At 71.1% G+C, this 12,423-nt stretch carries 13 protein-coding genes; 8 read left to right on the plus strand and 5 right to left on the minus strand.

The window, feature by feature from the left end:
- Positions 1–608 (minus strand): rhomboid-like protein (locus KGQ19_RS43065; RefSeq protein WP_212020428.1); only part of this gene is annotated, 608 nt, incomplete at its 3' end.
- A gap of 86 nt (positions 609–694) precedes the next feature.
- Here KGQ19_RS43065 and KGQ19_RS43070 point away from each other — a divergent pair.
- Positions 695–1,408, plus strand: a complete 714-nt coding sequence (locus tag KGQ19_RS43070; RefSeq protein WP_230420334.1) for a M50 family metallopeptidase — start codon at positions 695–697, stop codon at positions 1,406–1,408.
- A gap of 6 nt (positions 1,409–1,414) precedes the next feature.
- Here the strand turns inward: KGQ19_RS43070 and aspT are convergent, their stop codons facing one another.
- Complete coding sequence (aspT, locus tag KGQ19_RS43075; RefSeq protein WP_368862245.1) at positions 1,415–3,109, minus strand: aspartate-alanine antiporter; 1,695 nt, start codon at positions 3,107–3,109, stop codon at positions 1,415–1,417.
- A gap of 149 nt (positions 3,110–3,258) precedes the next feature.
- Between aspT and KGQ19_RS43080 the strand changes: the two genes are divergently transcribed.
- Positions 3,259–4,947 (plus strand): threonine/serine exporter family protein, encoded by a 1,689-nt coding sequence (locus tag KGQ19_RS43080; RefSeq protein WP_212020432.1) that lies wholly within the window; start codon positions 3,259–3,261, stop codon positions 4,945–4,947.
- A 141-nt stretch (positions 4,948–5,088) separates the two neighbouring features.
- Here the strand turns inward: KGQ19_RS43080 and KGQ19_RS43085 are convergent, their stop codons facing one another.
- Positions 5,089–5,769 (minus strand): DUF11 domain-containing protein, encoded by a 681-nt coding sequence (locus tag KGQ19_RS43085; RefSeq protein WP_212020433.1) that lies wholly within the window; start codon positions 5,767–5,769, stop codon positions 5,089–5,091.
- A gap of 113 nt (positions 5,770–5,882) precedes the next feature.
- On the opposite strand from KGQ19_RS43085, the gene ftsH reads away from it, so the two are divergent.
- Both ftsH and KGQ19_RS43095 read left to right on the plus strand, forming a co-directional pair.
- On the plus strand, positions 5,883–7,832 hold the full coding sequence (gene ftsH / locus KGQ19_RS43090) for an ATP-dependent zinc metalloprotease FtsH (RefSeq protein WP_212020435.1): 1,950 nt from the start codon (positions 5,883–5,885) through the stop codon (positions 7,830–7,832).
- Positions 7,833–7,876: 44 nt separating this feature from the next.
- A complete protein-coding gene (locus KGQ19_RS43095) occupies positions 7,877–8,464 on the plus strand; it encodes a rhomboid-like protein (RefSeq protein WP_212020437.1) in 588 nt (195 codons plus the stop codon).
- A gap of 25 nt (positions 8,465–8,489) precedes the next feature.
- Here KGQ19_RS43095 and KGQ19_RS43100 read toward each other — a convergent pair whose 3' ends face one another.
- On the minus strand, positions 8,490–8,765 hold the full coding sequence (locus tag KGQ19_RS43100) for a hypothetical protein (RefSeq protein WP_212020439.1): 276 nt from the start codon (positions 8,763–8,765) through the stop codon (positions 8,490–8,492).
- A gap of 116 nt (positions 8,766–8,881) precedes the next feature.
- Here KGQ19_RS43100 and KGQ19_RS43105 point away from each other — a divergent pair, with 116 nt between their 5' ends.
- The gene (locus KGQ19_RS43105) at positions 8,882–9,376 is read left to right on the plus strand and encodes an 8-oxo-dGTP diphosphatase (RefSeq protein WP_212020441.1); all 495 of its coding nucleotides are present in this window, start codon (positions 8,882–8,884) and stop codon (positions 9,374–9,376) included.
- Between the two features lie 2 nt (positions 9,377–9,378).
- Here KGQ19_RS43105 and KGQ19_RS43110 read toward each other — a convergent pair whose 3' ends face one another.
- On the minus strand, positions 9,379–9,579 hold the full coding sequence (locus KGQ19_RS43110) for a hypothetical protein (RefSeq protein WP_228556063.1): 201 nt from the start codon (positions 9,577–9,579) through the stop codon (positions 9,379–9,381).
- Between the two features lie 13 nt (positions 9,580–9,592).
- On the opposite strand from KGQ19_RS43110, the gene KGQ19_RS43115 reads away from it, so the two are divergent.
- Genes KGQ19_RS43115 through KGQ19_RS43125 form a run of 3 tightly spaced genes read left to right on the plus strand, consistent with a single transcriptional unit; the run spans position 9,593 to position 12,313 of the window.
- Positions 9,593–10,240 (plus strand): bifunctional adenosylcobinamide kinase/adenosylcobinamide-phosphate guanylyltransferase, encoded by a 648-nt coding sequence (locus KGQ19_RS43115; RefSeq protein ID WP_230420333.1) that lies wholly within the window; start codon positions 9,593–9,595, stop codon positions 10,238–10,240.
- Positions 10,241–10,283: 43 nt separating this feature from the next.
- A complete protein-coding gene (locus KGQ19_RS43120) occupies positions 10,284–11,519 on the plus strand; it encodes a nicotinate-nucleotide--dimethylbenzimidazole phosphoribosyltransferase (protein ID WP_212020443.1) in 1,236 nt (411 codons plus the stop codon).
- On the plus strand, positions 11,516–12,313 hold the full coding sequence (locus KGQ19_RS43125; protein ID WP_212020445.1) for an adenosylcobinamide-GDP ribazoletransferase: 798 nt from the start codon (positions 11,516–11,518) through the stop codon (positions 12,311–12,313). Before KGQ19_RS43120 ends, KGQ19_RS43125 begins: the two co-directional genes overlap by 4 nt.
- Positions 12,314–12,423: the final 110 nt, after the last annotated feature.

Consider the following 12,423-nt stretch of genomic DNA (forward strand, 5'->3'; position numbering starts at 1 on the left):
ACCCGCCCCCGCACCAGCGGGTAGCACCCCAGCCCGACCAGCGTGGCGGTGAAGTGCCCCACGTCCGTGAACGTCCGCCCCTCCAGCATCGCCGCGCCGTAGAAGATCAGTACGCACCCCGCGTACACCCACCGCATCCACCCGCGCGGCCACCAGTACGTCAGCACCGCGATGACCCCGGCCAGCGCGTAGCTGACGCCGTAGTCGAGCGTGTACCGCTTGTACCCGGGCACCGTGCCGTTGTTGATCGCCCAGGCAAGCACGCCCTCGCTCACGTACGTCGCGATCACGTGGCTGACGAACGCCACCGTCAGCCAGCGCCAGGTGCCCAGCCAGCGTTCGGCCTGGGCGTGGAAGAGGGTGTAGAGCGCGACGTAGAACAGGTAGCTGCCGCCGTCGATGTACAGGGCCGACTGGATCAGGACGCGCAGGGGGTCCTCGAGCAGGTAGTGGATGTTGGTGCTGCGGCGTTCCAGGATCCAGTGCTCGGCGCGGGGGCTGGCGCGCATCAGGATCACCGTCGTGACCAGCAGGATCAGCAGCCAGAGGTAGGTGCCGGGCGCGCTGCGGAGGTAGCTCTCGACGCCCCGCGCCGCCCGCTTCAGCATGCCCCAAGCGTCACTGGCGCGTCACAGCCCTGTCCCGACGGGTACCGCCGAACGGGCGAATCGTGGGAGGCTGCGTGGCCGTGAGCATGAGCATTTCCAACCTGGACGACGTGTGGCACCGGGTGACCGGCACTCAGCCCGACCCGCCGCGAAACCTGATCCTCGCGGTCGGTGCGGTGGCGCTGGTGGCGGTGCTGTGGCGGCCGGTGTGGCGGATAGCGCGCAACGCCGTGACGATCGCGCACGAGGGCGGACACGCCGTCGTGGCGCTGCTGTGCGGCCGGCGGCTGTCCGGGGTGCGGCTGCACCACGACACGTCCGGGGTGACGGTCTCCTACGGCAAGCCACGCGGGCTGGGCATGATCCTGACGGTCGCCGCCGGGTACACCGCGCCGAGCCTGATCGGGCTGGGCGCGGCCTGGCTGCTGGCGGCGCAGCACATCACGATGTTGCTGTGGGTGAGCGTGCTGTTGCTGGCCCTGCTGCTGGTGGAGATCCGCAACTTCTACGGGGTGCTGACCGTGGTCGTCACCGGGGCGGCGGTGTTCGCCGCGTCGTGGACGAAGAACACGGACGTGCAGGCCGGTTTCGCTTATCTGATGGTCTGGTTCCTGCTGCTGGCCGGGGTGAAACCGGTGCTGGAGCTGAGCCGGACGCGGGCCCGGACCGGGGCCCGGGACTCCGACGCCGACCAGCTGCACCGGCTGACCGGGTTCCCGGCGGGTGGGTGGCTGTTCGTGTTCGCGCTGGTGGCGCTGGGGTGTGCGGTGGCCGGGGGACGGTGGCTGCTGCATTTGTGAGATCGGCTACATGTGCAGCCCGATCACCCCGACGAAGATCGGTCCGGTCAGCGGTAGCAAGAAGTTCGAGAGCGTGTACGTGATCGTGTAGCCGATCATCGGCACGCTGCTCTGCGCGGTGTTGGTGATCGCGGTGATGGCCGGCGTCGAGCACTGCTGGCCGGCGATGGCGCCGATCAGGATCGGTTTGTCGATCTTCAGGAACTTGCGGCCGATCCACAGCCCGAGGAAGGCCGGGATCAGGACCATCGCGATCCCGGACAGCGGCAGCAGCAGCGGGTACTTCTTCAGCAGCGGGCCGGCGTCCGGGCCCGCCGACAGGCCGGTGACCGCGATGAAGACCGCCAGCCCGAGGTCCTTCATCGTGGCGGCGGCGATGGGCGGATAGGCGCCGAACGTCGGCTTGGTGGAACGGAACCATCCGAAGATCAGGCCGCTGATCAGGCAGCCGCCGCCGGTGCCCAGGGTCAGGTTGGCCGAGCCGAGGTGGACCACGACCTCGCCGAGCAGGACGCCGAGGCACAGGCCCAGGCCGATGTAGATCCAGTCCGCGCTCTCGGTGCGGACCTTGGCGCCGAACGCCTTCTGGAACCGGTCCACCTTGGACTTCATGCCGACCACGTTCAGCGTGTCGCCGATGTGGATCTCGGTGCTGCCGGAGGCCGGCAGGTCGTTGCCGAGGCGGTTGATGCCGGTCAGGTAGACGCCCTCGGTGGGGCCCGGGTACTCCTGGTTGATGGTGTCGACCGACTTGCCGTTGATGCTCTTGTCGGTGACCACCAGCTCCCGGGCCTGCATCGGGCTGTCCAGGCCGGGGACGGCGTTGGTCTCCGGTCCCAGCTCGTGCCCGGCGCTCATCACAGACTCGCGCCGGCCGACCACCAGCACCCGGTCGCCGAGCAACAGGTGCAGCGCCGGGTCCACGGTCAGCACCTTCCGGCCGCGCTTGACGCCCTCGATGGACGCGTGCTCGCCGACCGAGTCCTCCAGCGCCTGCACGGTGAGGCCGTCGCCCTTGGTGATCTGGTAGGTCCGGCCGACGAGCTTGGGCATCGAGGCCTCTTCGTCGGAGTCCAGCCCCGCGTTGCCGCCGCGCATCTTCTCCCACAGCTTGCGGGAGGCCTCGGCCAGGTTGATGCCCATGATGCGCGGGAAGATCTGGCTGGTCAGCAGGACGATCGAGATCAGGCCGAACAGGTAGCAGACCGAGTAGGCGGTGGCCACGTGCGCGGACAGCGTGGTGACCTGGCTCGGGGTGACGCCCGGCAGCTTGCTGATGGCGTCCTGCGCGGTGCCGACGACCGCGGACTCGGTCGCCGAGCCGGCCAGGATGCCGGCCCCGGTGCCGGTGTCCAGGTTCGCCACCTTGGTGATCCCGACCGACAGCACCAGGACGATGATCATCTCCATCAGCGACAGCACGCCGAACCGCAGGCCCTTGGCATTGAGGTTGGCCACGAATCCGGGCCCGGCGATGTAGCCGAGGGAGAAGATGAACAGCGCGAACATGATGTTCTTCACATCGCTGTTCACCGCGATGTGCTTGCCGTTGACGGTCTGCGCCCCGAGCAGCATCGAGACGATCAGCACCCCGCAGATGCCGCCCAGCGTGATCGGCCCGACCCGCAGCTTGCCGACGAGGTAGCCCAGCGCCAGACATGCGAACAGCGCGAGGACCGCGTTCTCCTGCATCAGCTTCAACACACGGATATCTGACCCCGTACGCCCGCCACCCGCGTCCGCACCGCATCCGAACGGGTGATCCGGGCGTGATCGGCATCGGGTACCGTCGTTGGGGTTTTGTGCCCCGCCCGGCGGCGGCCGCGGTGTCATGGAGCGGGAGGAGCGCCGTGCCCTTCTTCAAGAAGCGCAAGGACGAGCAGCACGGCGAGGAGCACGGCGAGCAACACGGCGAGGAGCGGCAGCAAGATCAGGAGCGGCCGCGCACCCCGGGCCGGCCTCCGGACCCGCGCCAACCGCAGGGCCCGGGCCGGCCTCAGAACTCTGACCAGCCGCAGGACCCGGATCAGCCATCGTCGGAGCCCGAGCCGGAGCCGGAACCGGAGCCCGAAGGCCGTCGCCGCTTCGGCGGCATCCGACGCGTCCGGCCGGGGACGACCTGGGGAACCGCGCGGGCCGGCGCCTTCGGCGACGCGCTCGCCGGTTCCATGGACTCCCTCGACAAGGGCATAGACACCGCGTGGCAGGGTCTGAAGAACGTCGGCGGCATCTTCCGCGACCGCCGCCGGGTGGGAGTGCGGGCCGCGGACCAGGCGACCGTGCAGTGGCTGCGGCAGCTGGCCGGGCTGCTGAGCATCCTCGGCGCGGAGATCCTGCGGTCCGGGGCGAACACGATCGACGCCGAGACCCAGATCGTGGACATCGCCGCCCGGTACGGCGTGGACGCCCGCTGCTTCGCCCTGCCCACCGGGATCTTCGTGCGGGTCGAGGCGGTGGTCGGCGACGCCGGCAGCGAGCTGGACTTCGCGCCGGTCGGCACGGTCGGGATGCAGCTGAACCAGGTCGAGGCGCTGCAGAACCTGGTGCACCGGATGCTCGGCGAGGCGGTGCCGTTCGACCAGGTGCGCAAGGCGCTGCGCGAGGAGCAGAGCCTGCCGCGGCGGTTCCAGCCGGCCACCGCGATCTCCGGCTATGCCTTGCTCACGCTGGCCCTGGGCATGTTGCAGCACCCGACGTGGAACGCCGCCCCCGGCTACATCGCGGCCGGCACAGCGGTCGGCGTCTTGCAGTGGCTGGTGCGCCGCTACGCGCCGAACCTGCTGACGCTGCTCCCGGTGGCCGCCGCGATCATGGTCACCGCGCTGGCGCTGCGCTTCGCCGGGCCGATCCTGCACCAAGACCCGGGCTTCCTCTATATCCCGCCCCTGATCGGGTTCCTGCCCGGCGCCGCGCTCACCCTCGGCGCGATCGAACTGGCCACCAACTCCACGCTGTCCGGGGTGACCCGGCTGGCCGGGGCGCTGAACGTGCTGATGATGCTGGCGCTGGGCATCCTGGTCGGCGTCGACACCGTGCACCCGCACGAGGTCGGCACGCCGATCCCGGCCACGCTCGGCGCGTGGGTCGGGTGGGTCTCGGTGCTGCTGCTGGCGGTCGGCTTCACGCTGAACCACGACGCGCCGAGCCGCTCACTGGGCTGGCTGACGGTGGCGCTGCTGGCCACCCGGGTGGTGCAGACGGTCGGGACGCTGGTCGGCGGGCAGGCGCTGGGCGCGTTCGTGGCCGGGATGGCGCTGGTGCCGACGGCGTCCTGGATCGGGAAGCGGGCGAGGATCCCGGATCAGGTGATCTTCCTGCCGGCGTTCTGGATGGTCGTGCCCGGCGCGCACGGGTTGTCGGGGGTGCAGCAGCTTTTGGTGGCGCACAGTTCGGCCGGGTGGCAGACGCTGCTGAATGTGGTGATCACGGTGGGTTCGATTGCTTTGGGAGTGTTGGCCGGGGCTTCGTTGCGGCCGACTGCGCGGTTGGAGGTTGTGCCGGGTGAGGAGGGGGCTGGGGTTGGGGCTGGCGGCGAGTAGGGCGGTCATCTCATAGGACTTGAGATGATTCGCCCCTTATCGAACAGATATAGCAGGCGCTGCCGACAGTCGCAGCCGCCGCCAGCTCAGGCCCCCAAACCGGCAGACGCGGCTCAGCCCTCGCAGCTCAGCCCTCGCAGCTCAGCCCTCTTCGCCGCCCGCATCCTGCCGCTTCCGAAAGAACCCGCGGAACGCCGCATACATCGCCGCCATCAGGCCCACCCCGAGCAGGCCCGGCTGCCAGTGCTTCGCGTTCGCTCCGGTGGCGCCGGCGGCCGCGTCGGGGCCGTCGGTCAGTTGCTCGCGCACGGTGCCGCAGGCCAGGGCCGGGCCGGTGGCGGAGCTCTTGGCGCAGGCGGTGGAGGTGAACTGGTGCGTCGTGGGGGCGGGCTTGGCGTCGCGGACGCGGGGGGCCAGGTGTTCGGACTCTTCGACGGTGCCGGCCATCACCTGGTCGGTGAAGACCAGGGTGTGGCCGGCCGGGACGTTGGCGGTCCAGCGGAGGGTGTCGTCCTCCTGGTCGGCCTGGGGGCTGGAGTCGACGAGTTGGAAGCCGGGCGGGAGCAGGTGGTAGACCTCGAGGGCCGGGTAGGAGGTCGGGGACTCGTTGTCCACGCGGACCGTGTAGTCGACGAGGTCGCCGGAGTGGGCCGAACGGGTGTCATCGCTGATGTCGACGCGTACGCCCTGGCCGGTTCCGGTGGCACTGGCGTCGGTGGGCAGGGTGGGGAGGGCGCCCGCCCGGGCCGCGAGCGTGGACATGGTCCCGACGGTCATCGCCGCCGCGGTGACCACGCCGATGGCCGCCGCGCTCCGCATCATGGTCCGCATTCACTTTGTTTCGGTACGGAACGGGGTGCGGCTTTAGCGCTGACTTTAACCCGTACGGGTCTTTTAGCGTTTCGGAGGCTGTCCGGCTGACCGATTGATCCCCCGTGAGTGATCCCTCGGTGCCGCCGCGCCAAGACCCCGGCCAGCCCTGGCGCGCCGAGGGCACGCCGCCGCCGGGTGAGCCGGGGCCGCCGAAGAAGCCGCAGCGCGGGCCGAGTGTGCCCGGCGGGTGGCCTCGGCTGCTGCTCACCATGCTGCTGGTGTTCCTGGTCACCGATCTGCTGCTCTCGCTGTTCAACAACGGGGCCTCCTCGACGAAGGTCCCTTACACCGAGTTCACCAAGCAGGTGGCGGCGAACAACGTCAAGGAGGTCTACTCCAAGGGCGACGCCATCCAGGGCGACCTGAAGGAGAAGGCGCCGGTCCCGGACGACGGCGGCGACACCTACGTCAAGTTCGACACGCAGCGCCCGTCCTGGGCCGAGGACCCGCTGTGGCAGCAGCTGTCGGCCAACGGGGTGACGATCACCGCCAAGCCCGTGGTGCAGCAGCAGAGCTTCCTGGTCAACCTGCTGATCTCGCTGGCCCCGGTGGCGCTGCTGCTGGGCCTGTGGCTGCTGATCGCACGGCGGATGAGCGCCGGGGCGATGGGCGGGCTGGGCCGGCGCGGGCCGCCGAAGCCGGTGGCGCCGGAGGAGGGCAAGCGGACCAGCTTCGCCGATGTCGCGGGCATCGACGAGGTGGAGGCGCAGCTGGCCGAGGTCGTCGACTATCTGAAGAACCCGGCGCCGTTCCAGGTGATGGGCGCCCGGATGCCCGGCGGCGTGCTGCTGGCCGGCCCGCCCGGGACCGGCAAGACGCTGCTGGCGCGGGCCGTGGCCGGCGAGGCGAACGTGCCGTTCTTCTCGGCGTCGGCCTCGGAGTTCATCGAGATGATCGTCGGCGTCGGCGCCTCCCGGGTCCGCGAGCTGTTCAACGAGGCCCGCAAGGTCGCACCCTCGATCGTGTTCATCGACGAGATCGACACCATCGGCCGGGCCCGCGGCCGCGGCTCCGGGATCGGCGGCCACGACGAGCGCGAGCAGACGCTGAACCAGATCCTCACCGAGATGGACGGCTTCACCGGCAGCGAGGGCGTGGTGGTGGTCGCGGCCACGAACCGCGCCGACGTCCTGGACCCGGCGCTGACCCGGCCCGGCCGCTTCGACCGGGTGGTGCAGGTCGGACCGCCGGACCGGGCCGGCCGCGAGGCCATCTTGAAGATCCACACCCGGCGCATCCCGCTGGCCCCGGACGCCGACCTGCGCCAGGTCGCGGCCATGACCCCGGGCATGACCGGCGCGGACCTGGCGAACCTGGCCAACGAGGCGGCGCTGCTGGCGGTCGCCCGGCACCGGACGGACGTGGGCCCGTCAGAGTTCTCCGGCGCCCTGGAGAAGATCCAGCTCGGCGCCGAACGCGCGGTCCTGATCCCCGAGGAGGACCGCCGCCGCACCGCCTACCACGAGAGCGGCCACGCACTGCTCGGCATGCTCCAGCCCGGCGCGGACCCGGTCCGCAAGGTGACGATCGTGCCGCGTGGCCGGGCACTCGGGGTGACGCTGTCCACGCCCGAGAACGACCGCTACTCCCACACCGAGGACTACCTGCGCGGCCGGATCTGCGGCGCGCTCGGCGGCATCGCGGCCGAACAGGTGGTCTACGGGGACGTGACCACCGGCGCGGAGAGCGACCTGGAGCAGGTCACCGCGATCGCCCGCGGCATGGTCGGGCGCTGGGGCATGAGCGAGCGCATCGGCCGGCTGACCGCGATCCCGGACGACGCCTCGCAGGCCTACGGCCTGTCGGCGGCGCCGGCGACGCTGGACGCGGTGGACGCCGAGGTGCGGCGGATCGTGGCGGAGTGCTACGAGAAGACGGTACGGACCCTGATCGAGAACCGGGAGCGCCTGGACGCGCTGGCGGCGGCGCTGATGGAACACGAGTCGCTGGACGAGGCGGACGCCTATCGGGCGGCCGGGGTGCCGCGGCAGAGTCCGGATCCGGACCGCTGACCGTCTGAGGGTTCGAGGGCCCCCGGCCCGGCTATCGTCACAGTGTGCTGAGCGACGTATGGGACTACCTGCGGGACGCCCCGGGCACGTACCTGTGGCTGCTCGCCCTGCTCGGCACGTCCCGCTACGTCAGGAGGCTGCCGGCCGAGCGGGCGGCGAAGCTGTTGGAGACGAACTCCACGAACCTGACGCAGCTGCGGCGCGCGCCCTACGTGCTGGTCACCAGCCTGTTCTTCACCGCGGGCACGAGTTGGTGGTTCTACCTGGTGACCTACAGCGTCTTCCACGCCCCGGCCGAGCACTGGCTGGGCACGTGGCGCTGGCTGTCGGTGATCGGGCTGGCGCACGTCGGGGCCACGCTGCTGAGCCAGGGGTGGGTGGCGCGGGAGATCCGGGCCGGGCGGCTTCCGGCGTCGGAGCGGACCACGTCGGACTACGGGGTCAGCTATGCGCAGGCCGGCGCGGCGGCGGTGTTGGCGTACCGGATCCCGATGCCGTGGCGGGTGCCGTATCTGGTGGTGCTGATCGCGTTCTACGGCTACGGCTGGTTCAAGAACCGGCGGGATTTCACGGCGATCGGCCATCTGTGCGCGCTCGCGATCGGCTTGGCCTGCTTCTGGATCGCGCCCTGAAGGATTTGAGAGACTTGAGAATCCGCTAGTCCTTACCCTTCTTGCCCTCGTCAGGCGGCCGCACCTTGATCGAGACGTACCGGCTCGCCTCCCACTCCAGCGCGGCCTTCTGCGCGGCGTGCCAGGTACACAGGCCGAGCAGGTTGCCGAGGGAGTGGTCGTCCTTCTTGCCGACGTGGACGACCATGCTGGCCTCGCGGGAGCAGCCGACGCCGAAGTGGGCGTGCTTCCATTCGCAGCGCCGTCCACAGCGCCGCATGACTTTGCGCACCAGCCGGTTCCAGTTTCGCGGAAGCTTCACCAGATCCTGCGATCCACTCACATAAAAGAGTTCCCCTGAATATCGCATCGGCGTGCGGGGCGCACGCGTTGATCACCTGGACGAGTGACATCGGCGGGCGCCGCTAAGCTCACGGGGTGCTGATCGTCACCTCCGCGCTCTTGCGGCGCACCGGATCCGATGGCCGTCCCGAAGTTCTGGTCGGGCTGAAGAAGACCGGCTTCGGCGCCGGGCTGGTCAACTGCCCCGGCGGCAAGCTGGAGCCCGGGGAGACGCCGGCGGAGGCGGTCGCGCGGGAGGTCGCGGAGGAGACCGGGATGACGGTGGCGGTGGGCGACCTGAAGCCGGCCGCGGAGGTGGTGTTCCGATTCCCCGACGTGCCGGAGTGGGACGACATCCGGCTGCACTGCTTCACGGCCACGGAGTTCGCCGGGGAGCCGCAGGAGAGCGCGGAGATCGCTACCGGATGGTCGGCCGAGGCGGAGCTGCCTTACGACCGGATGTGGGACGACTCACGTTTGTGGGTGCCACCGGTGCTGGCCGGCGAGTACGTCGTGATGGACGTCATCTACGCCGGCCGCAGCAAGGTGGCCTCTCATACCCGGCTGCCGTCGGCCGCCGGACTCGGGTGAGGCTACTGCTCCACCGGGTGAAGCGACATCGGACCGTAGACGACCGAGCCGTCCTCCAGCAGCGTGACCTGGTCGACGCCGGCGTCCAGCAGCTCCTTCCAGTTCTCCCCGATCCAGCTCTCGGCGTCGGACTGCGTGGAGAACTCCTCCGGTTTCGCCCCGGTATCCTTCTCGCCGCCAGCGGTGTCCTCATAACGCCACATGAAAGTCACAGTGTTGACCCCTTCAATTGCCCAGCCGTCGCAGAACAACATAACGCGCACGTTGATCCTTGGCGGCGCCCGCTCCGGGAAGTCCGCCGAGGCAGAGCGGCGGCTCACCCGCCTGGCTGACGATGCGGCGCACGGTTCGGCCGGCGGTTCGGTGGACAGCTCGGTGGACAGCTCGGTGGACGGTTCGGCTGGCGGCGCGCTGTATGTCGCGACCGGCGGCCGGCGCGAGGGCGACGCCGACTGGGCGGACCGGGTGCGGCGGCACCGGGAGCGGCGTCCGGCCTCGTGGACGACGGTGGAGACGACCGACGTCGCGGGAGTGCTGCGCGGCGCGACGCGGCCGGTGCTGGTGGACTGCCTGACGCTGTGGCTGACCGCGATGATGGACGAGGTCGGGGCGTGGGACGACGAGGCGTGGCGCGACGGCGGGGAGCGGGAGCTGGCGGCGCGGTTCGACGAGCTGGAGGCCGCGTGGCGCGGAGTGACCACGCCAGTGCTGGCGGTGAGCAATGAGGTGGGGCTCGGGATCGTGCCGGAAAGCGCCGGGGTGCGGCGGTTCCGGGACGAGCAGGGGCGGTTGAACCAGCGGATCGCGGCGGCTTCGGACGCGGTGGTGCTGATGGTGGCGGGGATCGCGGTGGCGGTGAAGTAGGGCTTCCCCGCGTACAGGGTGCCGCCGCTAGGCTGTTCGCACCATGGACGCGTCCGAGAACCCCACCCCCGAGCCGGCCGAGCAGCCCGAGCCCGTCGAGGCCACAGAGACGGCCACAGAGACGGCCGCCGAGAGCGAAGCCGGCGCAAAAGCAGGCCCAGAAGCAGGCCCAGAAGCAGGCGCCGAAGCCAGCGCAGAAGACGGCAGCGGGACCGGCACCGCGACCGGCCCCGAGCCCCTGAACCTCGACCAGCTCGCCGACCAGGCCGAGCGCCCCGACGAGGCGGCGCGGGACCAGATGCGGACCCGGCTGGCCGCACTGGCCGTCCCGGCCGCGGGCCTGGGCCGCCTGGAGGAGCTGGCGATCTGGCTGGCCGGCGCGCGCGGCAGCGGTGAGGCGCGGCCGATCGAGCGGGCCCGCGTGGTGGTGTTCGCCGGTGATCACGGCGTGGCCGCGCTCGGCGTGTCGGCCACCGCGCCGGACCAGGCGCAGGCCGTCACCGCGGCGCGGGTGAAGCAGATCGAGGACGGCGGCGGCGCGGTCGGCGTACTGGCCCGGCTGCACGGCGCGACCGTGCGTGTGGTCGACGTCTCGGTCGGCAGCCCGTCCGGCCGCGTCGACAAGGAAGACGCGGCCACCCGCGAGCAGATCGAGCACGCTTTCCGCCTCGGTATGGCCGTCGCCGACGCCGAGGCCGACTCCGGCGCCGACGTCCTGATCCCGGCCCTGGTCGGGGTGGGTGCCAGCACCGTGGCCTCGGTCCTGGCCGGCGTCCTGACCGGCAAGGACGCCGCCGCCGTCACCGGCCGCGGCTCGGGCGTGGACGACACCGCGTGGATGCGCAAGTGCGCAGCCGTCCGCGACGCGATGCGCCGGGGCCGCCCGGTCCTCGGCGACCAGCTGGAACTACTGGCCAAGATCGGCGGCCGCGACTTCGCCGCCCTGACCGGCTTCCTGCTCCAGGCCGTGATCCGGCGCGTTCCGGTGCTACTGGACGGCGTCACCACCACGTCCTGCGCAATGCTGGTCCAGCGCATCGCCTACCGCTCCCCGCAGTGGCTGCTGGCAGGCGCCCTGTCCCCGGAACCCGCGCACCGCTCGGCCCTGGACCGCCTGTCCCTGGAACCGCTGGTCGAGGGCTACGACGTCCGCCAGTCCGAAGGCGCCCTCGGGCTACTGGCGCTGCCGATGCTGAAGGCGGCCGCCGCGCTGGCGACGGAACTGGCGACGTTCGACGAGGCCGGAATCCCGGAGCCGGTGCTGCGGTCACGGGTGTGACGGGGTTCGGCGGCCGGTCAGCCAGTGCCCTCCGCCTCGCCTTCTCGACCCTGACAGCGCTTCCAGTCGGCCCGCCGTCGCAGGTCGATCGAACGGTCGCCGGACTGGCGATGGCTTACGCGCCGGTGGTCGGCGGCGTGCTCGGAGCGGCTGCGGGAGCGGTCGGTGCGGGGCTGGGGTGGTGGACCTCCAGCCCAATCGTGGCGGCAGCCGCCGGGGTCGCAACGCTCGCGGCGCTGACTCGCGGACTACACCTCGACGGACTCGCCGACACCGCCGACGGCCTGGGCTCGGCCAAGCCCGCGCCGGACGCGCTGCGCATTATGAAGGCCTCGGACATCGGCCCGTTCGGCGTCATCACGCTGGTCCTGGCGCTCCTCGGGCAGGTGCTGCTACTCGCGGCCGCGTGGGGGCGGCACGGCGCGTGGTACGGGGCGTGCGCGATCGCAGTGGCCTGCGTCGCAGGCCGCCTCGCCGTGACCTGGGCCTGCCGTCCCGGCGTGCCCTCAGCCCGGCCCGACGGCCTCGGGGCGTGGGTCGCGGGGAGCGTGTCACGGGTAGCGATCGGCGTGGCGTCGATCGGCGCGCTGGTCACAGCGGGTGTCGCAGGGGTCTGCGTGAGCCAGGGGGCACGCTGGCTGCTGTGGTCGGCGGCGGTCGTGCTGGGCGTCGGCGTGTCGGCGGTGTTGCTGCGCCACACGATCCGCCGGTTCGGCGGCATCACCGGCGATGTGTTGGGAGCACTTGTGGAGGTCGGGTTCACTGCCGCGCTGGTGATTCTCGCTGGACGCTAGCGGCGCTTCGGGCGACCGGGTTCGGGTGCGGGTCCGTTGGGGGTGGAGTTCGCGGGGGGATGGAGTTTGCTGGGAGGTGGAGTTTGCGGGCCGGGTTGCGGTTGGGGTGT

This window comes from Catenulispora pinistramenti, assembly GCF_018274385.1.
Lineage (GTDB): Bacteria > Actinomycetota > Actinomycetes > Streptomycetales > Catenulisporaceae > Catenulispora > Catenulispora pinistramenti.